At 69.5% G+C, this 21,835-nt stretch carries 21 protein-coding genes and 4 pseudogenes; 15 read left to right on the top strand and 10 right to left on the bottom strand.

Going from position 1 to position 21,835, the window contains the following annotated elements; genetic code table 11:
- From CW362_RS37170 to CW362_RS37155, 4 genes and pseudogenes are all read left to right on the top strand, one after another.
- A partial coding sequence (locus CW362_RS37170) for an ATP-binding cassette domain-containing protein (RefSeq protein WP_162684359.1) occupies positions 1-419 on the top strand: 419 nt, incomplete at its 5' end.
- 237 nt (positions 420-656) lie between these two features.
- Positions 657-1,063: pseudogene (locus CW362_RS37165) on the top strand (VOC family protein).
- A gap of 120 nt (positions 1,064-1,183) precedes the next feature.
- Positions 1,184-1,705 (top strand): helix-turn-helix transcriptional regulator, encoded by a 522-nt coding sequence (locus tag CW362_RS37160; RefSeq protein WP_103554012.1) that lies wholly within the window; start codon positions 1,184-1,186, stop codon positions 1,703-1,705.
- Complete coding sequence (locus CW362_RS37155) at positions 1,705-2,349, top strand: VOC family protein (protein WP_103554015.1); 645 nt, start codon at positions 1,705-1,707, stop codon at positions 2,347-2,349. Before CW362_RS37160 ends, CW362_RS37155 begins: the two co-directional genes overlap by 1 nt.
- 216 nt (positions 2,350-2,565) lie before the next feature.
- Here the strand turns inward: CW362_RS37155 and CW362_RS37150 are convergent, their stop codons facing one another.
- Positions 2,566-2,724, bottom strand: a complete 159-nt coding sequence (locus CW362_RS37150; protein ID WP_103554011.1) for an Arc family DNA-binding protein — start codon at positions 2,722-2,724, stop codon at positions 2,566-2,568.
- A gap of 29 nt (positions 2,725-2,753) precedes the next feature.
- Between CW362_RS37150 and CW362_RS37145 the strand changes: the two genes are divergently transcribed.
- A complete protein-coding gene (locus tag CW362_RS37145) occupies positions 2,754-3,932 on the top strand; it encodes an RNA-guided endonuclease InsQ/TnpB family protein (protein WP_206301186.1) in 1,179 nt (392 codons plus the stop codon).
- A pseudogene (locus CW362_RS45795) lies at positions 3,932-4,114 on the top strand (hypothetical protein); the annotation flags it as partial. The gene CW362_RS37145 and the pseudogene CW362_RS45795, both read left to right, overlap by 1 nt.
- A 202-nt stretch (positions 4,115-4,316) precedes the next feature.
- Here the strand turns inward: CW362_RS45795 and CW362_RS37140 are convergent.
- Positions 4,317-4,727, bottom strand: coding sequence for a hypothetical protein (locus CW362_RS37140; RefSeq protein WP_206301184.1), 411 nt, complete (start codon positions 4,725-4,727; stop codon positions 4,317-4,319).
- A 539-nt stretch (positions 4,728-5,266) separates the two neighbouring features.
- On the opposite strand from CW362_RS37140, the gene CW362_RS37135 reads away from it, so the two are divergent.
- The 4 genes and pseudogenes from CW362_RS37135 to CW362_RS45025 all read left to right on the top strand — a co-directional run.
- Positions 5,267-5,536: a hypothetical protein gene (locus CW362_RS37135; RefSeq protein ID WP_103554010.1), complete on the top strand. Its 270-nt coding sequence runs from the start codon at positions 5,267-5,269 to the stop codon at positions 5,534-5,536.
- A 162-nt stretch (positions 5,537-5,698) separates the two neighbouring features.
- Positions 5,699-6,127 carry a hypothetical protein gene (locus CW362_RS37130; protein ID WP_162684358.1) on the top strand — a complete coding sequence of 143 codons (429 nt, stop codon included), beginning with the start codon at positions 5,699-5,701 and terminating at the stop codon, positions 6,125-6,127.
- 345 nt (positions 6,128-6,472) lie between these two features.
- Entirely contained in the window at positions 6,473-7,183 is a 711-nt protein-coding gene (locus CW362_RS37125; protein WP_103554008.1) for a DUF4232 domain-containing protein, read from the top strand.
- Between the two features lie 153 nt (positions 7,184-7,336).
- Positions 7,337-7,498, top strand: a pseudogene (locus CW362_RS45025) (site-specific integrase); the annotation flags it as partial.
- 201 nt (positions 7,499-7,699) lie between these two features.
- Here CW362_RS45025 and CW362_RS37115 read toward each other — a convergent pair.
- The 6 genes and pseudogenes from CW362_RS37115 to CW362_RS37090 all read right to left on the bottom strand — a co-directional run bounded on the left by CW362_RS37115 (position 7,700) and on the right by CW362_RS37090 (position 14,283).
- A complete protein-coding gene (locus CW362_RS37115; protein ID WP_206301183.1) occupies positions 7,700-7,981 on the bottom strand; it encodes a transposase in 282 nt (93 codons plus the stop codon).
- Positions 7,978-9,630, bottom strand: coding sequence for an ArnT family glycosyltransferase (locus CW362_RS37110; protein WP_103554007.1), 1,653 nt, complete (start codon positions 9,628-9,630; stop codon positions 7,978-7,980). Before CW362_RS37110 ends, CW362_RS37115 begins: the two co-directional genes overlap by 4 nt.
- On the bottom strand, positions 9,627-10,607 hold the full coding sequence (locus CW362_RS37105; RefSeq protein ID WP_103554006.1) for a glycoside hydrolase family 26 protein: 981 nt from the start codon (positions 10,605-10,607) through the stop codon (positions 9,627-9,629). Before CW362_RS37105 ends, CW362_RS37110 begins: the two co-directional genes overlap by 4 nt.
- On the bottom strand, positions 10,604-12,211 hold the full coding sequence (locus CW362_RS37100) for a glycosyltransferase family 2 protein (RefSeq protein ID WP_103554005.1): 1,608 nt from the start codon (positions 12,209-12,211) through the stop codon (positions 10,604-10,606). The genes CW362_RS37105 and CW362_RS37100 overlap by 4 nt, the downstream gene beginning before the upstream one ends.
- Before the next feature lie 374 nt (positions 12,212-12,585).
- Positions 12,586-12,798 (bottom strand): annotated as a pseudogene (locus tag CW362_RS37095) (IS110 family transposase); the annotation flags it as partial.
- Positions 12,799-12,816: 18 nt separating this feature from the next.
- The gene (locus CW362_RS37090) at positions 12,817-14,283 is read right to left on the bottom strand and encodes a non-reducing end alpha-L-arabinofuranosidase family hydrolase (RefSeq protein WP_103554004.1); all 1,467 of its coding nucleotides are present in this window, start codon (positions 14,281-14,283) and stop codon (positions 12,817-12,819) included.
- Positions 14,284-15,001: 718 nt separating this feature from the next.
- Between CW362_RS37090 and CW362_RS37085 the strand changes: the two genes are divergently transcribed.
- Positions 15,002-16,432, top strand: coding sequence for an endo-1,4-beta-xylanase (locus tag CW362_RS37085; protein WP_103554003.1), 1,431 nt, complete (start codon positions 15,002-15,004; stop codon positions 16,430-16,432).
- Between the two features lie 193 nt (positions 16,433-16,625).
- Here the strand turns inward: CW362_RS37085 and CW362_RS37075 are convergent, their stop codons facing one another.
- Positions 16,626-17,624: an NADP-dependent oxidoreductase gene (locus CW362_RS37075; protein WP_103554002.1), complete on the bottom strand. Its 999-nt coding sequence runs from the start codon at positions 17,622-17,624 to the stop codon at positions 16,626-16,628.
- A gap of 121 nt (positions 17,625-17,745) precedes the next feature.
- Here CW362_RS37075 and CW362_RS37070 point away from each other — a divergent pair, with 121 nt between their 5' ends.
- From CW362_RS37070 to CW362_RS43585, 4 genes are all read left to right on the top strand, one after another.
- The gene (locus CW362_RS37070; protein ID WP_103554001.1) at positions 17,746-18,615 is read left to right on the top strand and encodes a LysR family transcriptional regulator; all 870 of its coding nucleotides are present in this window, start codon (positions 17,746-17,748) and stop codon (positions 18,613-18,615) included.
- Between the two features lie 223 nt (positions 18,616-18,838).
- Entirely contained in the window at positions 18,839-19,723 is an 885-nt protein-coding gene (locus tag CW362_RS37065) for a helix-turn-helix domain-containing protein (protein ID WP_103554013.1), read from the top strand.
- Positions 19,724-19,838: 115 nt separating this feature from the next.
- On the top strand, positions 19,839-20,801 hold the full coding sequence (locus CW362_RS37060; RefSeq protein WP_103554000.1) for an SMP-30/gluconolactonase/LRE family protein: 963 nt from the start codon (positions 19,839-19,841) through the stop codon (positions 20,799-20,801).
- 207 nt (positions 20,802-21,008) lie between these two features.
- Entirely contained in the window at positions 21,009-21,152 is a 144-nt protein-coding gene (locus CW362_RS43585; RefSeq protein WP_162684356.1) for a hypothetical protein, read from the top strand.
- A gap of 157 nt (positions 21,153-21,309) precedes the next feature.
- Here the strand turns inward: CW362_RS43585 and CW362_RS37055 are convergent.
- On the bottom strand, positions 21,310-21,835 hold a 526-nt coding region (locus CW362_RS37055; protein WP_162684357.1), incomplete at its 5' end, for an SDR family NAD(P)-dependent oxidoreductase.

Below are 21,835 nucleotides of genomic sequence, written 5' to 3'. Positions count from 1 at the left end.
CCACCGCCGAGAACCTCCAGCTCGTCGCCGACGGACGCCCCGGCGGCAGAGCGGCGACCGCCGAGGCACTGGACCTCTTTCCCGTCCTGCGCGAGGTGTCCGGCCGCCGCGCCGGCCTGCTCTCCGGCGGCCAGCGCCAGCAACTCGCCATCGCCCGCGCACTGATCACCCGCCCGAAGCTCCTGCTGCTCGACGAGCCGACGGAGGGCATCCAGCCGTCGGTCGTCACCGAGATCGAGGAGACGGTCCTCGCCCTCACCCGGCGCGGCGGCCTTGGCGTCCTCCTCGTCGAACAGCACGTCGGCTTCGCCATGCGCGCCGCCCAGCACTACTACGTACTGGAGGCCGGCCGGGTGACATCCTCGGGCGAGGGCGGAACAGCCGCCGAACAGACCGTACGAACGGCGCTCAGCGTGTGAACCCCGCCTGCGGACGGGGCTGGGGTTCGGTCGAGTCCGCGGGGGAGGGCGGTACACCGGAACGGAAGACCGGCGTCAAGCCTCCGTCGCCCCCGGAGGACGGCTGACGGGGCGTCGGGTGCACTGTCGCGGGAAGCGAGCGCGCTCCGCGTGACATGCCCGTGAACGTCCCGGCATGTCCGGATCGATCAGGAATCGAGAAGCACGGTTCACGCAGTCGCCTCTAGCCTGCTCGTCATGGACATCACCATTCATACGACTTCCCTTCCGCATGACGACCCGGACGCGTCGCTCGCCTTCTACCGCGACGTCCTCGGCTTCGAGGTCCGCAGCGATGTCGGGCAGGGCAGGATGCGCTGGATCCTGGTGGGCCCGGCCGGCCGGGCACGTCGATCCTTCTGTCACCGCCTGCCGCCGACCCCGGCATCACCGAGGACGAGCGCCGCACGATCACCGAGATGATGGCCAAGGGCACCTACGGCTGGATCCTGCTGGCCACCCCGGACCTCGACGCCACGTTCGAGAAGGTGCAGGCCGGTGACACCGAGGTCGTCCAGGAGCCGACCGAGCAGCCGTACGGCGTCCGCGACTGCGCGTTCCGCGACCCCGCGGGCAACCTGGTCCGCATCCAGGAACTGCGCTGAGCCGTGCGGGTGCCGACACCACCGAGTATCCGGGGTGCCCGCCGAGGCGGGCACCCCGGACGCCCGACGGCGTCGGTGGAAGCCGATGGAAACGGAAGACGAAAGACGAAGGAGGTCCTCATGTGCAAGCCTGAATGGCGGCGCGCACGCGTCCAGGCGCAACGCCTGGACGATCTCGCGCGGCTGCGCCGCGTCCGCGACCGGATCGACAGGGAATACGCGCAGCCACTGAACGTGGAGGCACTCGCCCGCGATGTGAACATGTCCGCCGGGCACCTGAGCCGGCAGTTCCGGGCCGCCTACGGCGAGTCGCCCTACTCGTACCTGATGACACGTCGCATCGAGCGGGCGACCGCGCTGCTGCGGCGGGGCGATCTCAGCGTCACCGAGGTCTGCTTCGCGGTCGGCTGCGCGTCGCTGGGCACGTTCACCACCCGCTTCACCGAGCTGGTCGGCATGCCGCCCGGGGCCTTTCGGCGCCAGGCGGCGGACGCGGCGGCCGGCCCCGCCGACGCCACGGATACGGCCCGCGACGCGGGGCCGGCGATCAAGGTGGAGGGGATGCCGGCGTGCGTGGCGAAGCAGGTCTCCAGACCGGTCAGGAATCGAGAAGCCCCGGCCGCCGCACAGCCCCTAGCGTGATGGTCATGGCAACCACCGCTTCCACCGCAGCCGACACCTCCCTCGCGTCCGTCACCCTTGAGGTGGCCGACCTCGAGTCCGCCCGCCGCTTCTACAGCGCCTTCGGCGTGGACACGTACGTACGCCTGCGGGCGTCCGAGACGCACTCCACCGGATTCCGCAGCTTCACCCTGGCGCTCACGGTGTCCGGGCCGGCCACCGTCGACGGCTTCGTCGGCGCCGCCGTGGACGCCGGCGCCACGGTGCTGAAGCCTGCCGCGAGGTCGCTGTGGGGCTACGGCGGTGTCGTCGAGGCCCCGGACGGGACGATCTGGAAGATCGCGACCTCGGAGAAGAAGGACACCGGCCCCGCCACCCGCGAGATCGACGAGGTCGTCCTGCTGCTCGGCGTCGAGGACGTGAAGGCCACCAAGCAGTTCTACGTCGGCCGGGGCCTGACCGTGGCCAAGAGCTTCGGCGGCAAGTACGCCGAGTTCGCCCCCGGTCAGTCCAGCCCCGTCAAGCTGGCGCTGTACAAGCGCCGCGGCCTGGCCAAGGACCTCGGCGTCCCCGCCGACGGCACCGGCTCGCACCGCATCGTCCTCGGCAGCACCGCCGACACCTTCACCGACCCGGACGGGTTCGCCTGGGAGGCCGCCGCATAGCCCGCCTCGCGCCGTCCTGACTCCCGGCCCCGCCCCCCGCCCGACCCCGTACGAGAGGAAACCCGCCATGCCGTCCACGAAGCCGCCCGTCGAGGACTCCGGCACGACCACCGACAAGTACGACGGATTCACCGGTTTCCTCCGAGGATGCCCCGGCCTTCAGGCCGGGGAGGAATCGGACTCCTGCGGAGCAGGGCAGGGAAAGCCGAATCGCCGTCAGGGCGATTCGGCGTCGGCCTGGGCGGCGGTGCGCTCGCCCTCGAGGCGGTGGACGATCTCGGAGTTGAGTGACCGGTGAGCGGCTTTCGCCTGTGCGACTAGCCACGCGTGAAGGTCGGATGGGAGACGGAGTGTGATGCGTGATTCATGGTCCACGACACTGATCGTAGTGCTAAATTGACACCATGAAGACACCGGTGGTGGGGGAGGAGACCGGGCACGCCCGGCACGCCCGGTACGCCTACCGCCTGCGCGTGTCGTCCACCGCGCTCGCCGGCCTGGAAGCCGAGTGGGCGCGCTGCCGGTGGGTGTGGAACGAGTGCGTGGCCATGTCCCGCAAGGTCCACGCCGCCAACCGGGACGCTGTCGAGAAGACGACGTGCGGCCCGGCCCAGCTCGACAGGATGCTGACCGAGGCCAGGACCGCGATGGCCTGGCTGCGTGAGGGCAGTTCGGTTCCGCAGCAGCAGATCATCCGGGACTTCGCGAAGTCCCGCGCCAAGGCGTTGAAGGACATCAAGACCGGGCTGCCGATGCGGCAGCGCGCCGGGATGCCCCGGATCAAGCGCAAGCGCGAGGCCGCCCCGTCGCTGAACTACACCCGCCGAGGCTTCCGCCTCAAGGACGGCCGCCTCCATCTGGCGGGCGGGATCGTGCTGACGGTGGTGTGGTCCCGCGACCTACCCGCCGACCCCACCTCGGTTCGCGTCCACCGTGACAGCCTGGGCCACTGGTACGCCTCGTTCGTCGTGGCCACCGCCCCCGAGCCGCTGCCCGCCACCGGCCGCGCCATCGGTATCGACTGGGGCGTTCGTGAGACGGCGACCACCACCTCCGACGCCCACGACCTCCCCCACCCGCAGCACGGCAGGACCGCCGCCACGAAGCTGACCCGGTATCAGCGCGCGAAGGTCTCCAGGAAGGTCGCCCGGCAACGCCAGGACACCGGCCGCAAGTGGGCCAAGACCGTCGTCCGCGACTTCGACGTGATCGCCGTGGAGGACTTCCGCCCCAAGTTCCTCGCGAAGTCCACCATGGCCCGCAAAGCAGCCGACGCCGCCATCGGCGCCACCAAGACGGCCCTGATCGAGATAGGCCGCAAGCACGGGCGGGACATCCGCCTGGTCAACCCCGCGCACACCACCATGGACTGCGCGACGTGCGGAGCGAGAACCAAGCACGCACTTCCCCTCTCTGAACGTACCTATACCTGCACCGCGTGCGGAGCCGTGTCTCCCCGGGACAAGAACTCCGCCCGCGTGATGCTGGTCCGGGCTGGTCTCGACCCGGCTGGTGCTGATCGTGTAAGAACCGGTAGACCGCTGGTCCCCGGCCGACGTGAGCCAGGAATCCCCGTCCTTTAGGGCGGGGAGGATGTCAATTCCAGAGCGCGGAGAAGTTCAAGTCGCGGTACGCCACGCTCGGCTTCAGCGACCAGGCCGCCCTCGACGACGGCACCATGTGGCCGACCGCCTACGCCGTGAGGGAGCTGACCGCGGCCGACGAGGAGCGCATCAGCGCGCTGGTCGAGAAGGCTGTGGGCTGAAGCCGGGTGTCGACCGGCTGTGCCGTTCGGCCGAGCGCCGGCGGACGCCGGACCGAACGGCAGCCGGAGGGGTCGATCAGCGGCTCACCGCCCGCCCGTGATCCGCAGCCGGATCACCCCGGCGTCCCGCGTCACCGTCGCGCAAGGGCCACGACGGGCTGCTGAACCGAATGAGACAGGCACCGGAGAACCGAATGCCCGCTTACCTTGTTCTTCGTCCTCCGCCCGCGTCGTAGGGCGGGGACGGAAGGTTCCAGACGGCGTCGGACCGGCTGACGATCTTTCGGAGTTCGCGGGTGCTTCGTGGCGACAGGGCCTGCATCACGGTGTCGAGGAGGGCCCGGGCCTCGAGGGGGTTGCCGCAGCAGTACCAGTGCACGTCGCCCCACTCGTAGTCGTGCCACAGATCACGCTCGGGCCGGTGGCCGTAGTCCTTCCACAGGCCCACGGCCGCGCTGACGTCGCCCGGCCGCAGATAGTTGCGGGTGCGCTCGAGACGGATGATCTCGGACAGTGCACGCGAGGACAGGCCGTCGACGACTGGCCTTGCACCTGTTGTCCGGTGGCTGCCGGGGGCACCGGCACGGATCTGTCCTGGCCGTCTACGCGGCATGGACCTTTCGGTTCGTCGTCATGCGGCACATGGTGCCACGGCCTCGAACGGCGTCTCCAACGGATTCGCCCGCAAGGGGATTCGCCGGACGCGGGGGCGGCCTCCGTTTGGCCGTGCGCTCCGGCCAAGGTGCCCGTGACCACGACGAAGACCGTGAGGGTGAGTCTGCTGCCCGACGCCGTCCGGCGGCCCGGCGGGACGAGTCGTTCGAGCTCACCGAGGCGCTGCCGTGTGCCGACGGGCCGGTCACCTCGCCGGCTCGCTCTGCCGCGAGCAGGTGACCGACCGCATCGAGGCCAGGCGTCTGCGCCGCGACCCGCCGGCGGCGCCGCGTGGGCAGGACGTCGGCGTGCGACGGCTACGTCATTGGTGCGCGTGTATGACAATTTATGCCGAATGAGAAATTGATTTACATTTCTTAAGAGGCTGTGTTCTGTGGCGATTTGGCCGTGTCTGGCGTTGAGGATCAGTGCGTGCCCGGCCGGACGGTCCGGGCGGTGACGGGGCGTCGGCCCCGGTTCGCACGGAAAGGTCTGAACATGATCAACGGGTTGAAGAGGGCCGCGGTCCTGGGGGCGGCGACGGTGGCCCTGGCCACGGGCGCGGTCGTCGGTACGGTCGGTACCGCGTCGGCCGCCCCGCAGGACCAGCACCATCGATCGTCGGCGGCGCCGCACCACTGCGTGAAGGTGGCGGGCCACTGGGCGCGGCAGTGGCGCCCGGCGTTCCGGGACCGGCACCACCGCTGGCACCCCGGCCAGTGGACCCGTGTCTGGGTCCCCGCCCACCGGGAGTGTCACCACCGCTGACCCCGTGGCCGACGCCGGCATCCGCCCGTAGGGGTGGCGGCGACCCGAAACCGGAACCGGCCCCGACGCGCCCCTTCGAGGACGCGCCGGGGCCGGTTCGTCAGGTCGCACCCCGACTTCGGACCACGCGTGCCGGCGTGTCGATGGGGCCTGATGCAGGTCATGGCGGAGTGGGTGGAGTCCCGCCGCGGCTGGATGCTCATCGATTTCCCGGTCGACAGCGGCCTCGCCTTCCTCTCGGCCGCGGCCAACGCCGGCCCGCGAGACGCCTTCTACGTGCGGATGACCCACTGGGCCGCCCCGGACGCCTGGGATGTGAAGATCAAGCCGATGGACGCGGCGATGTTCCGGGAGGACCAGCCGTCGCACTTCGGCCTGCGTCTCCTCCAGGTGAGCTTCCCCGCCTACGACCTGCCGGAACTGACCCGGCGCCTCCACGAACACGCCGCCGGCCGTACGGTGCCGCCCGCCCCCGCCGACTGGAGCACTGTCGGCCGCTGGCCTCCGGGCCGGCCGGGCCGCTTCAACCCGGGGGACGCCGGGGGAGGTGCGGCTGGATGGTCCGGTACTGGTGGCCGGGCTTGGGCGTGACATCACCGGCGCCGGCCGGGGCGGTGCTGAGGGTGCTGGGGCCGGGTGCCGCGGGGGGCACGTGCGCGGTGGACCGCTGGTGAACCGTTTCGCGGACGGGCGGGGGCGCCTGGTGGCCCCGCCCTGTGCCGCAGCGGCCGAAGGCGCTGCACCACCGACGGGCACGGCGTGAACACCGGCGTGTCTGGGCCCAATTGTCCTGTTACCGAATGCGGACAAAGCCGAGTGAACAATGCTCGTCCCGGCGTCATCTCATGGTGTGCAACGAAACAGCCGATGCGGCCGGCCGCCTGCGAAAGCAAGGGAAGGCGCCGTGTCCTGACAGACCATGGGGGAGCTTTCATCATGACCACGTACCGTGCCCGCCGTACCGCCCGTACCGCCGCTCTGGCCACCGTCACCGCCGCGCTGGCGCTGGGCCTGACCGCCTGTGGCGGCGCCGACGGCGGCTCGAAGGCGGCGGGGGGCGACCGCAGCGCGGGGACCGCCCGGAGCCGGTCCGCGTCCGACCAGGACGCCAAGGGCGGCGCGGCGCAGGCCAACAGCAGTGGTGACACCAAGGAAGAGGCGCCCTCGGCGACCGCCGCGGGTGGGACGCAGAAGAGCGCGAGCAAGAGCACACCGGCCGGCGCCCAGCAGTGCCGCGGAGACGGGATGCTGGTCACCGCGGTGCACCGGTTCGCCGGCCAGCAGGGCGACCACCTGCTGCTCACCGCGGTGAACGAGGGCACCAAGCCCTGCTGGGTCACCTCCTACCCGGCCGTGGTACTCGACTCGAACACCGACGACGTCGCGCTGCCGCACTCCAAGAAGGACGCCCCGGGCGGCGACAAGCACATCACGCTCCAGCCCGGAGGCAAGGTGTACAGCGCGGTGAACCTCTTCGCCTACGGCTCCAAGAACCACACGGCGCAGTCACTCGCCTTCGCGCTGCGCGGCGAGGACGGTCGCCCCGGCCCCTTCTACTCCGTCGTCGGCAAGGGGCAGAACCAGAAGTTCACCTGGAACGAGGCCGACGTGCTGAACTGGAACGCCAAGAAGCCGTACGACTTCTGACGGTCCGCCGGCCGGTGACGCGTCACCCCCCCCGCACGTCCACGGCCGGCGACTCGCAAGGCTCCCGGACGGCCGGCGGACCAGTGCCCCGGCGAGATCACCGGAGACCGCCCTGCGGCCCCACACGCTCAACCGGCCAACCACGACGCTCAGTCACACCGGGACGTCTGTCCGGACACCGGCCTGGCCCGGCTCCCCTACGGCCAGGCCCACGCCCTGCCCGGCCGGCACACCGCGCTCGCCGGTCCGGGCACCGGCTGGGACCTGCACGAGTACCGGCGCTCCGGCCCGACTCACCTGGGTGAGCCGGGCGCCTGCTCGCGCCCGGCAACGCCCGGCGCTGAGCCGCCGTGGAGAAGGCCACGGGACGCGGGTGTCCCGCGTCACCGAGATCGCTCAGTGCCCGCGGGCGTTGAGCGGCGCCGAGGTGGGCGGTGCGGTCGGACAGGGCGGCGCACAGGGTGCCGTCGGGGGAGATGGCGAGGAAGGCGGGGGCACTGCCGTCGGCGGTGATGGTCATGTCGCCCGTGGCCGCTGGACCACTTCCACGTCGATGCCGAGCCGGGCGCCGTGGTTGAGGATGCTGCTCCGGTATCCGCCGTCGGCCCAGACCTTGGACACGTTGGGGTGGGCTGCCGCCAGGCCGTCGAGCAGGTGCTTGCCGCCGGCGGTGTCGTGCACGTTCGCGGCGGTGACCAGGACGGCCAGGACCAGGCCGAGTGTGCCGTTGCGTTCACTGCCATGGCCGGGAGTGCTGTCGCCGGACCCGGCCCTTCCGTGCCAGGTCAGGTGACTCATCGCTTCAACCAGATCCGGTAGTGGCCGTTGTGCTCGGCGAAAGGCATGGTTCGCAGCAGGTGAGGCCGGACGTCGTTACTGGCGTTGTGGAAGGGCAGGGCGGCGAGAGGACGGTAGTGCGGATTCCCTTTCAGCGCGTCCGTGATGACGCCGTTCACCCGTGGGTTGGTGAACCCGTCGAGGACGACCAGGTCGAATTCGCCGTTTCGCAGCGCCTTCCAGTAGGCATCGGTGCCGGTGCGGCGGACGCCGTGCCCGTCCGTGTACTCCATGCCGAAGACGCTCTGCCACTGGCGGTGAGCCGTCCTGTCACGCAGGTAGTAGACGGCTACCTCGGGCGTTGAGCTGAGGTAGTGGCCCTTGCGGTTCACGTGGGAGGAGATCGTTCGGATCATCGTCGAGGAGTCGGGCCAGCTCGCGAAGCGCCAGTCCGCCTGCGAGATACCGATGCACAGCGTTGCCGTCCACAGAGCAATGCCGAGGTGGGTGTGGCGAAAGTGCGCGCCCACCAGTCGCGTCAGGCCCACGCCCGCCATCGGGGCGGCGAAGAGGAGACCGAAGCCGACATGCTTGAACAGCGACACGACCGTCCCCAGGTGCATTTGATACGCGGGCGCGAGCAGCGCTGTGGCGCACATCAGCGCCCCGAGCAACGACCGCTGTACGCGTCCCGGGCCGCTCGACCCAGGAGCGAGCGGTGACTCGTGCAAGCGATGGCGCCGGGCGTACGAGATCCCGCCCGCGACTGCCGCGAGGAACAGCAGTCCGCCCCACGCGATCGACTGCTCAAGCAGGAACATGGCCCCGTCGGAACCATGTTCACGGTTGGTCGTGGTCTGGCGCACTCCTGCCGACAGATCGGTGCTGTACATGCCGAGCACAAGCAGAGCACTCATACCGAGGACAAGCAGCAAAGCCCGAAGGAACGCGCTGCGGCGCCGATGCGGCAGTGCGGTGAGCAGGGCCAGTGCGACGATGGTGGGCAGGTAGAGGCCGGCCGCATACTTCACACCGGCGGCCAGGACGGCGACGGGCGCGGCCAGGAGCACACTCGGAGCGGACATCCCAGCGGTGCGCACGACGATCCAGGTGGCCGATGCCAGGAGGAACACGGCGGGTGCGTCGTAGGTGGCGAGGTGCCCCATGACGATGGTCGACTGCACCACGGAGAACAGGCCTGCGGCGGCCAGTCCCGCCCGCTCATTGAAGAGCCGCCGCGTGAACGAGTACAGCAGCGCAGTGGTGCCCAGCATGAAGAACAGGCTGAGCATGCGCGCGCCGGACAGTCCGAATCGGCTGTCCACGACGGCCGCCAGTACCGGGTACAGATATGGCGAGCCGGAGAAGTACGCGGCGTAGTCGGTCTGCACCGCTGTCCCGTGGAGCAGGTGGCTCACTTCGGCACGACCGGCTGTGAGGTAGAGAGCCTCGTCCTGGAACGCCGTGTTCGACAGCCTCAGTGAGAGCGCGGCTTGGAAAGCCAGGATCGTCAGCAGGACGGCCCGGCTGATCCAGGTGCGCCGTCGGCATCCGGCCGAGCTCCATGCGACCGTGGGCGCCTTCGGCAGGTGGTGAGCCGGCGCGTGGTGGTCGTCGGCCTGTGCGGGGATGGGGGAGAAGGTCTGGGAACCGTGCTGCGTGGGTGTCATCGGACCCTCCGCACGTCGAACCCGTAGAGGTCATCGGCGCTCAGACGCCGGAACTCTGCGGCGCCCTCCGGGCTCGCGTCCAGCCGCCAGTCGGCGCGCGCCTTGTGGTCGAACCAGGCGAACCCGACGAGGTCGGGGGAGGCGGTGACTCCGTGGAACAGGGCACGCACGTCTTGAGCGCGGTGTCGGCCAGGCATGGCGGCGGTCTCCAGGAGGAGCAACGGCTTTCGGCTGAAGCGTGCGATCTCCGTCAGGGTCGTTCCGAACAGGCCGTCGAAGGAGTGAGGGTCCCAGTCGGTGAAGTAGCCGATCAGACCGACCCAGTCGACGTACGCGTCGCCGGGGTAAAGGGGGCTCAAATCGTTGTGTGTGCCTGGCCGAACGATGTTCGGTGACCAGGTCCAGATCACGTTGGTGGCCCCGGCAGCCTCGAAGACATCGTGGACGTGACGCCAGGCCCTGACGTACTCCTGCGGGGTGGTTTCGGTGGTCCCCCACTCCTCCCAGTCGCCGTTCATCTCGTCCGCGAAGCTGATTGCGATCGGGATGTTCAGTCTCCGGACCGCCTTCGCGTATTCCCGGAGATAGCTGTCGGACGCACCGTCGGCGATGCGGGTGAGCGTCGTGCCGCGCGGCTCCCAGGAGACGACCGTCATCGCCCCCGAGTTCCAGGCGTTGCGCGTGCCCGAGGCATCGAAACCGTCGCCCCAGCCCGCGTAATAGACGATCAAGTTTGGCTGTTTGCCGACCTTTTGAGCCCAGTCGAGCACCGGCTCCATGGAATGTGGGGCCTTGGGCCGGGACACTCCGAAGTACTTCTTCGACGGGTGCAACAGCGGGCCTACGTTGTAGGGCGAGGCATCGGCAGCCGCCACGGCACCGCCGTGGCGGCCTGCTGCGGTTGGGGCGCAGACGGATGCTGCGGGCATGAAGGCTGTGAGAGACATCAGCGCGACGACGGCAAGGGTGCGTGTCATGGGGTTCCCATCGCACGAGGCTGCAGCAGGGCTCTCGCGACGACCACAGCGTAGAAGAGTCCGGACGAGAGGAGGACGACGAAATCGACGGGGTCGAGGGTGAGTGTGCGCCATGCGGCGGATCCGACCCACAGCAGGGCGCTCCCGCCGCCCCACGACCACATGCCGATCCGATGCCGCTTGGTGCCGCTGGGCTTCGCGCTGCAAGAACCGGTCGCCTGCCAGCCCACATGCCGCCCACGCAGGATGTCCCAGATCGCGAAGGTGTGAGCCCAGCCGTACATCATCCGCGCGGCCCAGGCCTCGAGGCGGTAGGGAACCTTGTGCCACAGGGGGAAAACAGTGGTCGTGTACAAGACGCTGGGCAAGACCAGCCACAGGGTCTCCGCGGTGGGTTTCTCCGGGAACGCCAGCAGGAGCAGAATCGGAATGAGGGGAGCGGCGAATGTGAACAGGGCCGTGTGGATATAGTAGAGGAAGCCCGACAGGTAGCAGAGCCTGCTTGAGATCCGCATCTTTGCCCGCCAGAACTTGGGGCTGCACAGCATGCTCATCGAGCCGGCGCACCAGCGGTATTGCTGACGGAAGAAGGAATCCGCGTTGTCGGGGCATACGCCTGCCGACAGTGCGATCGGGACGTAGCGCAGATCCCACCCGAGACTCCGCAGGTCGAAGCCTGTGTGGACGTCCTCCGAGTGCTCGATGAGCGTAGTGCCGCCGTTTTCATGCAGTGCCGCCCGTCGATAGACGGCGCAGCTTCCGACGCAGATAGCCCCGTCGTTGCTCTGCCGGGAGACTTGGACAGCCCGGTAGAAAAGCTCCTGGACGGCGCCGGCACCCCGTTCGATCCAGTTCTGGGCGTCCAGCACACGGAAGTACTGAGGGGACTGGACGATGGCGAGACGCTCGTCTTCCGCCAGATACGGAAGAAGTTCGTGGAGCAGATCCGCGCGCGGGGCGAAATCGGCGTCGAGAATAAGGATGTACGTGCCGTGGGTCCGCTCGAACCCGAAGTGCAGATTGCCTGCCTTCTTGAACCAGCCCAGGTTGCTGCGGGTGGCATAGCGGAATCCGAACTCATCAGCCATGGACTGCAGTTCAGGGCTGGCCGAGTCATCCAGGACGAACGGCTCGCAGACCCCGGGGTAGTGGGCTGCCAGCGCGCGGACATGGGTCCAGGTGTTGTGCAGGATCTCGACCGGCTCGCCGCACACCGGCAGGAAGACATCGACCGACGGGTAGGCATCGGGGCGCCAGGCACCCACGAGCTTTTGGTGGCGTGAGAGGTCGAAATCACGGCTGAACAGGTTCACCCAAAGCGAGATCAAATAGTAGAAGACTGTAAATGCCAGAAGCGGATAGAAGAACCGCAGCGGTGGCGTCGAGGAGAAGAGTCGGAACTGGCTCAAGGCGAGGCAGCTGATGCTCACCAGCGACGCAACTGTCAACACCCGTAGGCGGCGGCCGACATAGGAATACTTCTCGAAATCCGACGGCGGTGCCGGCAGCAGGCCCGAGTTGCTCGATCCGCAGGGATGTCGCTCAAGGGCCTGTCGGTTTTGTGCGGCCGACCGTGCCGCAGGGACGGCTTCAACTGAACTCATGCAAGTCTCCCGTACCAACCGCCTCGTAGGGGTCGAGGTCAATATGCCGGAACCATAGGGTGAGACCTGCGGTCACCACGGATAACGCGGTCGAAGGCAGTGACGGTTAACTCGAAATAATGAGGGTCTTCAGCGTTGTCCCTCCAGGGCGAGGACCAGGGCTTCGGCGTGGTCGGCGGGCGTCCGTTTCGTAATCACTTGAGATGAAGAGAGGGAGAGCGGACGGTTTCTGCTCATGTCTGTTGCGCCCGGGCGCCCTTGCGTCTCCCCGCTCCGTCGGGTGGAGCGAACCGACTGCGCCAGGAGATGGCCCCGTGCGTGGCTGAAGAGGCCGGGCCGGGTGTTCGCCGGGGCGGCGAACGCGGAGAGGGAAAGGCCCTCTTGAGCTGCTTGTTCCCCCGTCGGGAGGGCTGTTCGCCGCGGATCGAGGAGCCCGAGTTCCGGGTCGCCGGGGCGAGATCGGCATAGGCGGCCAGGTGGCCGGATGCTGGGAAGGTGCTGCCGTCGCCGACCTCGATCAGGATCCGGGCTCCGGTCCTGACGCCGACTCCCGGCATGGACGTCAGGACCTTCGAAAGAGGGTGAGCCGGACCCGCGTCCTGCCGTCAGCGCTGCAGGGTCAGCAGACCCGGACGGTAGGGCAGGAGGCCGTAGTCACCGCCGGAGTTGGGGCTGCGTCCCTGGTGGAGCAACTGCAGATTGCAGGGATCGACGGTCATGGTCTGATCGGGGCCGGTGCGGATCAGTTCGCCGTGGCTGATGTCGTTGGTCCAGGTGGCGCCGCTGTTGGCCTTGCCGGCGAAGGGATTGCTCTCGGTCGCGGCCTGAGGTGTCCAGGAGCCGTTCAGGCTGGTGGCCGTGAACGAGCGGAAGTACCGGCCCTGTGAGCCGATCGCCTCGACGATCATGAGGTAGCGGTTCTGGCCCTGCAGTTTGTAGACCTGCGGGGCTTCGAACAGGTTGTTCGTCGTATCGCTCATGATCACTGCCGAGGTCGAGCCGAAGCTGCCCGGGAAGTTCCCGATCGGCATGCCGGCCCGGTAGATCTTGCCGTTGTCGCCGGCGAAGAACAGGTACATGTTCGTGCCGTCACCGATGAGTGTCTGGTCGATGGGACCCGTTCCGGAGCCGGAGATGCTTCCGGAGAAGAGCACCTGCTCGGACGACCAGCCGTTCGGGTTGGTGGGGTCGCTCGACGTCCGGTAGGAGAAGGCGGTCCCGCCCCACTGGTAGGCGAGCACCCAGATGTTCTTCGGCGCGAAGTAGAAGAGCGTGGGTGCGACGGTCGAGTCGGACATCGTGTTCTGGCCGGCCGAGGCCATCTCCGACCAGTTGGTGAACAGGCCGAAGTTCATCGAGCCCCACCTCGTCCCCGTGTCGTGCGTGGTGGCGTAGACGAGTTGTCTGCCGTTGTAGGGGACGACCGTGAAGTCCTTGAGCGAGACCCACCCCTGCCTGGGCTGCGCCAGCGCGCCCGTCGACGTCCAGCGGTAGGCCGACGGGAGATCACACGAGCCGGGGGTGTCGGCGCCGACCTTGACGAGCTGCCACTGCTGGTTGGTGCCGCCCCAGTCGTCGTACTGGACGATGTTCGCGTTGTCGGCGGTGGAGGCGCCCTGCACTTCGAGGGCCTTGTTGCTGTGGCGCGAGATGAGCCTCACGTAGCCGTCCGAGCTGTCGGCCGGCCGCCACTGCTGGTTGGTGCCGTTCAGGTCGGTCCACTGGACGATCGAGCCGCCGTTCGCGGTGGACCGGTTGTAGACGTCCAGCACCTTGCCCGAGTGACGGGACTTGATGCGGTAGTAGCCGTCTCCGGAATCGACGAACTGCCACTGCTGCTGGTTCTGGTCGTTCCTGGTCCACTGGGTGATGCGGGCGCCGTCGTTGGTCGCCATGTTGTAGACGTCCAGGGCTTTGCCGCTGTTGCGGTTGACCAGCACGTACGAGGCGTTGGGGTCTACGGTCGCGGCCTCGGCGGGCTGGGCGCCGAGGAAGGCGGCCAGCAGCAGCAAGGGCGCAAGGACGCCGAGTAAGCGTCTTGGGCGGACCGGGGACGGGTGGCGAAGCCACATCAGAGGGCCTCCTTGGGGTGGGGTACCGCCGATGAACCGCGGAGCGGTGCCGTGCCGGGGGCAGGGGGTTCGAAAGTTTCGCGGTGATCTCGGATCTGTGACGCCACAAGCTAGGAAGACGGGGCCCTCCGGTCAAGGTCTGTCGCCGATCTGTCCGCAAACAATTCCTCCTCCCGGGGCGTGAAAAGCCCTGGCGTCGACTGGAGAACCCCAGGTGGTTCGCGATAGCGGCTCGCCGGTCCAGGGGTCCGCCCGCCTTGACGGAGTTCCGAAAGTTTCGAGATGAAAGCGGAAACTTTTCCGCCGCAAGGATTGACGAGTCACCGTCAACCCTCAATCATCTGTCTGGCAAACCGACCGTTGGCCGAAATATCGAACAATACGGGTTCTGGACAGACCGTGCCGCACTGCAGAGCCGCGCACGGCTGCCCGACGGATCCGCGCGCCAAAGCACCTGCGCCACCCCGCTTTTCGTCCCGGTGAGGCTCGCACCGACACGTCCCGGCTCTCCGCGCAGTCGGAGAGGGAGGCGACGCCGCGTGACGGCCTCCCGGCTGAGCCGCGATGGAGTACCCCCGTGCCCGTGCCGAAAGACCGCTGCCGCCCGGCGTACGTCACTCGGCGGCCGACCGGGCCCGTCCGCGCCGGTTCGGACCCTCCCGGGTCCCATGACCGCGGTGCCAGGTGATCCCGTCATTCCTGCCTTGGAGGCACAGCCATGGGCTCATATGCCCCTCCCGGACCCGTTGTCCGGCAAAAGATCCGCGTTCTGCTGCCGGCGCTGGTCGCCGGTGTCCTGGGTGTGGTCGCCGCACTGGTCGCGCCGCCGCCCGCTCAGGCCGCCGAGAGCACGCTCGGCGCCGCGGCGGCGCAGAGCGGCCGCTACTTCGGCGTCGCCGTCGCCGCGAACAGGCTGAGCGACTCGACCTACGCGACGATCGCGGCCCGTGAGTTCAACTCGGTGACGGCCGAGAACGAGATGAAGATCGACGCCACCGAACCGCAGCGGGGCCAGTTCAGCTTCACCGCCGCCGACCGCGTCTACAACTGGGCGGTACAGAACGGCAAGAAGGTGCGCGGCCACACCCTGGCCTGGCACTCCCAGCAGCCCGGCTGGATGCAGAGCCTCAACGGCAGCGCGCTGCGCCAGGCGATGATCGACCACATCAACGGCGTGATGAGCCACTACAAGGGCAAGATCACGCAGTGGGACGTCGTGAACGAGGCTTTCGCCGACGGAAGTTCGGGAGCCCGGCGCGACTCCAACCTGCAGCGCACCGGCAACGACTGGATCGAGGTCGCCTTCCGCACCGCGCGCGCCGCCGACCCGTCCGCCAAGCTCTGCTACAACGACTACAACGTCGAGGACTGGACCTGGGCCAAGACCCAGGCCGTGTACGCCATGGTGCGGGACTTCAAGCAGCGCGGCGTGCCGATCGACTGCGTCGGCTTCCAGTCACACTTCAACAGCGGCAGCCCCTACAACAGCAACTTCCGCACCACCCTGCAGAACTTCGCCGCCCTCGGCGTCGACGTGGCCGTCACCGAACTCGACATCCAGGGTGCCCCGGCCTCGACCTACGCAGGCGTGGTCAACGACTGCCTGGCCGTCTCGCGCTGCCTCGGCGTCACCGTCTGGGGCGTGCGCGACAGCGACTCCTGGCGATCGGAGCAGACGCCGCTGCTGTTCAACAACGACGGCAGCAAGAAGCCCGCCTACACCGCCGTCCTCAACGCACTCAACGGCGGCTCCACCACACCGCCCGCGGACGGCGGAACGGTCAAGGGCGTCGGTTCGGGCCGCTGCCTGGACGTGCCCGGCAGCAGCACCACCGACGGCACCCAGGTCCAGCTGTGGGACTGTCACAACGGCACCAACCAGCAGTGGACGTACACCGACGCCGGTGAGCTCAGGGTCTACGGCAACAAGTGCCTGGACGCCGCCGGCACCGGCAGCGGCGCCAAGGTCCAGATCTACGGCTGCTGGGGCGGCGACAACCAGAAGTGGCGCCTCAACTCCGACGGATCCGTTGTCGGCGTCCAGTCCGGCCTCTGCCTCGACGCCGTCGGGGGCGGCACCGCCGACGGCACCCTGGTCCAGCTCTACTCCTGCTCGAACGGCAACAACCAGCGCTGGACCCGCGCCTGACCGGGCCTGCACGAAGACATCGCCGATGATCGCGAGGGCCGCCGCCGTGGCGGCGGCCCTCGCGAACGGCACCGGACCGACGCAGGCCGAAAGGTCCAGGCGGTGCCCTCGGCCAGGACCGCTTCCGGCTCGGGCACATTCAGCTCGTCCAGGGCGTGGGCGTGGCGCGCCACCGCCTGCCGGAGTCCGGCGATCACGAGACCACCGTCAGCACGATCTTGCCTTGGATGTGGCCCTGTGCGGCTCGCGCGTGTGCGCGGCCCGCCTCGGACAGCGGGTAGGTGCTGTCCACCCCGACCTGGAGCCCGCCCTCGTCGAACAGGCGCCCGATCCCGGCGAGCTGGGGGCCGTTGGAACGCACCTGAATGGTCGAGACGGTGATGCCCAGACGCGCCGTCTCTTCCGGGTCGTACTCGGCGAAGAACACCGGAAGCATGGTGCCGCCGCGCCTGAGCACGGTCAGAAAGCGTGAGCTGTCCGGGCCGCCGACGGTGTCGACCACCAGGTCGGCACCGCTGACCACGTCCGCGGCCCGCGTCCTGGTGTAGTCGATGAACTCATCGGCGCCGAGCTTGCGCAGGAACCGCTCGTGCCGGCCCGAGGCCACCGCGATGACGTGTGCCCCCTTCCACTTCGCCAGCTGCACCGCGAAGTGGCCCACTCCACCGGCGGCCCCGTTGACCAGCACGGTCATCCCCGGCGTGATCGGCACCGGCCGGTGCACCCGGCCGGTGAAAGGAGACGGCACGTCGTGGCCGAGATCGACCAGGTACTGCCAGGCCGTCAGCACGGCCATCGGCGCCCCGGCCGCCTGCACGTGGTCGATACCGGCCGGCTTGTGAGCCAGCTCCGAAGCCGGCGCGGCCACGTACTCGGCGTACGCCCGGCCGTCGAATCCCGGGAACCGCAGCATGCCGAAGACCTCGTCACCGACGGCGAACCCCACCACGTCCGGAGCGGCCGCCTGGACCACCCCCGACATGTCCGTTCCGGGGATCAGGGGGAACTCCATCGCCGGCCTCATCCCGGCCGGCATGACCTTCATCCCCTCACGCAGGTACCGGTCCGGCGGGTTGATGCCCACCGCGTGCACCCGGACGAGCACCTCGCCCGGGCCGATCCCGGGAACCGGCACCTCGCCGTACCGCAGAACTTCCGGCCCGCCCGCCTCGTGGAACTGGATCGCCTTCATCACGCCTGTCGCCTTCTCGGGGAAACGTTGCTCCTTCAGTCAAGGCCCGGGCCGGCCCGGCCGTCCAAGACCGGTTCGGCAACTGGTCATTCCGAAACGGCATGACGCGTACGCTGCAAAGGTGAACGATCCCGGACAGGACCTGGAACTGCGGCTGGTGCGCTACTTCACCGTGGTGGCGGCGCACCAGCACTTCGGCCGGGCCGCCGCCGAACTGCACGTGGCCCAGCCGGCGCTGAGCCGCCAGATCCAACGGCTCGAGAAATATCTCGGCGTACGACTGCTGGACCGCACCCCCCGGGGCACCCGGCTCACTTCGGCCGGCCAGACATTCCTCCCCCGGGCCCAAGCCCTGCTGCAGGCCGCCCGCCAGGCCGAGCTGGCCGTGCGTGAACAGACCCGGACCGAACGGATCGCCATCGGCTACGTCGAAGACCTGGTGATCACTGCCGCCGTACGGGAACTGCGCCGCCATTACCCTGACGCGGAGATCAGCACCCGGCATCTGAGCTGCCGCGACGTCGGATCACTGTCCGACAAACGCGTCGACGCCCTGATCGCGCGGGCCCCGCTGCCGCTCGCCGACGACGACGTGTTCACCACCCCGCTGTACGAGGAGCCCCGGATGCTCGTGGTCCCGCGCGGCCATCCCCTGGCCGGCCGCGCGTCGGTGACCGCGGAAGAACTGGCCGGCCAAGAGGCGGCACCGTGCGCGTTCCAGACCGCGGACTGGACTTCCTACCGGATCCTCGGGGCGGGCGTGCCGCCGATCGAGAGCTACGAGGACAAGCTCGAACTCGTCGCGAGTGGCAGGGCGATCGCCGTGCTACCGGTCGGCGATCGGCGCAGCTCACTGCGCCCCGACCTCGTCACCGTCCCGATCGAGGGCGCTCCCCCCAGCCAGGTCGTGCTGGTCAGCCGCAGGGGCGACCCGAATCCGATGATCAGGAATCTCCGCCTGGCCGCCGAGGCCGTCCTGGAAGGCGTCTGAGCCGCCTGTCGAAGCACTACGAGTAGCTGCGCGTCCGCTCGGAGAACGCCATCCGCCTCACCACGGCCATGCTCCTCGTGCGGCGCCTCGCAAGGCCAGCCCGCTGACAGGCTTTTCGGACGCTCTTTTGGAAACACGCTCCCGGGCCGGGGAACCAGTCCCGGCGGTGCCTATCCCCGGCGGGGAGAGGCTGTGTGCCGCGGGTCGGCACATACTCGGTGCCATGAACGGGACATCACAGCTCGGGGACTTCCTGCGGACGCGGCGCTCCCAGCTGCGACCCGAAGAGGCCGGCGTGCCTACCTACGGGGAGCGTCGACGGGTGCCGGGTCTTCGCCGCGAGGAGCTGGCGCTGCTGGCGGGGGTGAGCGCCTCCTACTACGCCCGCCTGGAGCAGGGGCACTCGCTGGGCGCCTCGCCGGAGGTGCTGGACGCGATCGCCCGGGCCCTGCGCCTGGACGAGTCCGAGCACCGTCACCTGCACGACCTGGCCCGACCGCCCAAGTCCCGCGGCGGGCGGCGTCCCGCGCCCGAGCGCGTGACAGAGGCGACCGCCCAACTGCTGGACGCACTCGGGGACGCTCCCGCGATAGTGATCGGTCGGCGCAGTGACGTCCTGGCGTGGAACCGGCTGGGCCATGCGCTGTTCGCCGGGCACCTCGACCCCGCTGCCCCGGACGTACCGGCGCAGCGCCCCAACATGGCCAGGCTGGTATTCCTCGACACTCATACCCGAGACCTGTACGCGGACTGGCCGGGCAAGGCCAGGGCGGTGGTGGGGAATCTGCGCCTGGTGGCGGGCCAGTACCCGCAGGACGCCGCACTCCACCTGCTGCTGGGTGAACTGAGCACGAAGAGCGGGGACTTCGCCTCGATGTGGGCCGACCACCGGGTCAGGGCCTGCGCGGTAGCCGAGTACGAGATGCGGCACCCCCTGGTCGGCCCACTGACCGTGAAGCAGCAGACCCTGAGCCAGGGGCCGGGCCCCAGCGTCGTCGTCGCCACCACCGTTGCGGGCTCGCCCTCGCGAGCTGCCCTGGAACTTCTCGCCCAGGCCACCGCCCGTACCGTCCCTGCCCGTTCGGACAGCCGGCTCAGCACCGGCTGACCTCGTACCCCTCCTTCCGGTCGGCATCCGCGCATGTTGGTCCCGGCCGGGCATCCCTCCGCCCTCATGCGGCAGCGTGCCGCTGCCGCATGCCCGAAAGCAGTGAAGGAGCCCCGTGTTCACCAAGCTCTCCAAGGCCGCCGTGTCGGCCGTCGTCCTGGCCGCCGCGGTTGCGACAGCCGCTCCGGCCCCGGCGTCGGCTGCCTCCGACCCGCTCAGGTGCGCGCGTACCGCCGTACACTTCGACCTGGCCAAGGGCCAGACGCCGGAGAACATCGCCCTGGGCCCGGACGGCACCGCGTACGTCACCCTCGCCAAGGCCCGCCAGGTCGCCGCTGTCTCCCGCAGCGGCAGCATCCGGATCCTGGCCACCCTGCCCGAACCCGTCGACGGCGGCATCCACACCCCGGCGCTGGGCTTCCCGCTGACCACCGGCGTCGTCCGGGCCCAGGACGGCACCTTGTACTTCCTGTACGCCACCGGCACCGCGGACCTGACCGGCGTATGGCGTCTGCGCCCGGGCGGCCGGCCGCAGCGCATCGCCGCACTGCCCGCCACCGGCCTGCCCAACGGCCTGGCCCTGGACGCCCGCACCCGCACCCTGTACGTCACCGACTCCACCCTGGGCACCGTCTGGCGTGTACCCGCCTCCGGCGGCACCGCCAGCGCCTGGTCCACCGACCCGGCGCTGGCCCCCGCCGGGTTCCTCGGCGCCAACGGCCTGAAGATCCACAACGGGGCGCTCTGGGCCACCGACCTCGACAAGGGCACCATCATCCGCATCCCGATCCTGGCCGACGGGCGCGCCGGCACCGCCCGGGTCGGTGCCACCGGCCTGACCGGGATCGACGACTTCGCCTTCACCGGTCACGGCGACCAGATCATCGCCGCCCTCAACACCGTCAACCAGGTCGCCCTGATCCGGCCCGACGGCACCCGCACCACCGTCCTGACCGCCGCCGACGGCCTCCAGGGCCCGACCTCCATCGCGCTGCGCGGCAACACCGTCCACGTCATGAGCGCCGCCTACCTCACCGCGAAGGACCCCAACCTCATCCTCGCCCACCTGGGCGGCTGAGTCCCGCTCGGCAGCGCCCGTCAGTGCACCCCGGCCGGGGAGCACACCGGTTCTCCGGCCGACACCGACACCCCCGGCGCATCAGCCCACGACTGACGCGGACAGGCAGGCCCCAGACGCGCCGCGTCATTTCACAGCGCCCCGCGCGTGGCCACGCCACCCGTCAGGCGCCGGATCGTGGGACCGGCCCGTAAGGACGGCACGGCCATGACCTCCACCCACCCGCGCAGGCGACCGCAGCGGCGCAGCGACGTCCCCCGCGGCCTGCAGCAGATCCGCGGCACCCTGCCGCCCGCGTCCGCCCCGCGCCCGGTGGGCGAGGAGGTGCCCCGCAGCTGCCGGCGCTGGTGAACCACCACTGCCGCCGCATCAACGCCCACCTGGCTTCGTTCACGAGTTGCGACAGCACCGGCAGGCGAGTTCGGGAGGCGCCTGGGCGGTTGCGGCGAATCGAACTGTTCACGAGATCCGTCGGCGTCCTGTGCGTCGCGAATGGCTGCCGGAGGGTTCAGCGGGGCATGCCGACGGCGCGGGAGATGACGGTGTCGAAGGCGCGGTCGGGCAGGATGCGGCGCAGGGCGATGAGAGGGCGGGCTCCGAAGCCGGTGGCGTAGCGGGTCTTGGGGCGGCGGGCGGTGACGGCTTTGCCGATGGCGTCGGCGATGACGGAGGGCGGGGAGTTGCGCTTGGCGTTGGCCTCGGAGCGCAGGGAGGAGGCCACGGCGGCGGCCTGCGCGGCGTAGGCGCCGTCGGCGGAGGACTTCTCCAGCTTGTCGGCGGCGATACCGCCCCACTCGGTGGCGATGCCGCCGGGTTCGATCACGACGACGTCGACGCCGAAGGGCTTGGCCTCCAGCCGCAGGCAGTCGCTGAGGGCTTCCAGGGCGAACTTGGTGCCGTGGTACCAGCCGCCGAGCGGGGTGCAGATCTTGCCGCCCATCGAGGTGACGTTGACGACGGTGCCGGATCGCTGGGCTCGCATGCGGGGCACCGTAAGAAGATCCTGGCCGCCGCCGGCGAGCAGATCACCGCGC

The organism is Streptomyces populi, from assembly GCF_002911015.1.
Lineage (GTDB): Bacteria > Actinomycetota > Actinomycetes > Streptomycetales > Streptomycetaceae > Streptomyces > Streptomyces populi.
The sequence above is the reverse complement of the archived record's forward strand: the minus strand, read 5'-3'. Positions and strand labels throughout refer to the sequence as shown.

What these genes read in the sequence shown, in the direction of transcription:
- CW362_RS37160 (WP_103554012.1), top strand. Translation starts at nt 1,184, where the DNA reads ATGTGCAAGCCTGAATGGCGGCGCGCACGCGTCCAGGCGCAACGCCTG.
- CW362_RS37155 (WP_103554015.1), top strand. Translation starts at nt 1,705, where the DNA reads ATGGTCATGGCAACCACCGCTTCCACCGCAGCCGACACCTCCCTCGCG.
- CW362_RS37145 (WP_206301186.1), top strand. Translation starts at nt 2,754, where the DNA reads ATGAAGACACCGGTGGTGGGGGAGGAGACCGGGCACGCCCGGCACGCC.
- CW362_RS37140 (WP_206301184.1), bottom strand. Translation starts at nt 4,727, where the DNA reads ATGCCGCGTAGACGGCCAGGACAGATCCGTGCCGGTGCCCCCGGCAGC.
- CW362_RS37135 (WP_103554010.1), top strand. Translation starts at nt 5,267, where the DNA reads ATGATCAACGGGTTGAAGAGGGCCGCGGTCCTGGGGGCGGCGACGGTG.
- CW362_RS37130 (WP_162684358.1), top strand. Translation starts at nt 5,699, where the DNA reads ATGGCGGAGTGGGTGGAGTCCCGCCGCGGCTGGATGCTCATCGATTTC.
- CW362_RS37125 (WP_103554008.1), top strand. Translation starts at nt 6,473, where the DNA reads ATGACCACGTACCGTGCCCGCCGTACCGCCCGTACCGCCGCTCTGGCC.
- CW362_RS37115 (WP_206301183.1), bottom strand. Translation starts at nt 7,981, where the DNA reads ATGAGTCACCTGACCTGGCACGGAAGGGCCGGGTCCGGCGACAGCACT.
- CW362_RS37110 (WP_103554007.1), bottom strand. Translation starts at nt 9,630, where the DNA reads ATGACACCCACGCAGCACGGTTCCCAGACCTTCTCCCCCATCCCCGCA.
- CW362_RS37105 (WP_103554006.1), bottom strand. Translation starts at nt 10,607, where the DNA reads ATGACACGCACCCTTGCCGTCGTCGCGCTGATGTCTCTCACAGCCTTC.
- CW362_RS37100 (WP_103554005.1), bottom strand. Translation starts at nt 12,211, where the DNA reads ATGAGTTCAGTTGAAGCCGTCCCTGCGGCACGGTCGGCCGCACAAAAC.
- CW362_RS37090 (WP_103554004.1), bottom strand. Translation starts at nt 14,283, where the DNA reads ATGTGGCTTCGCCACCCGTCCCCGGTCCGCCCAAGACGCTTACTCGGC.
- CW362_RS37085 (WP_103554003.1), top strand. Translation starts at nt 15,002, where the DNA reads ATGGGCTCATATGCCCCTCCCGGACCCGTTGTCCGGCAAAAGATCCGC.
- CW362_RS37075 (WP_103554002.1), bottom strand. Translation starts at nt 17,624, where the DNA reads ATGAAGGCGATCCAGTTCCACGAGGCGGGCGGGCCGGAAGTTCTGCGG.
- CW362_RS37065 (WP_103554013.1), top strand. Translation starts at nt 18,839, where the DNA reads ATGAACGGGACATCACAGCTCGGGGACTTCCTGCGGACGCGGCGCTCC.
- CW362_RS43585 (WP_162684356.1), top strand. Translation starts at nt 21,009, where the DNA reads ATGACCTCCACCCACCCGCGCAGGCGACCGCAGCGGCGCAGCGACGTC.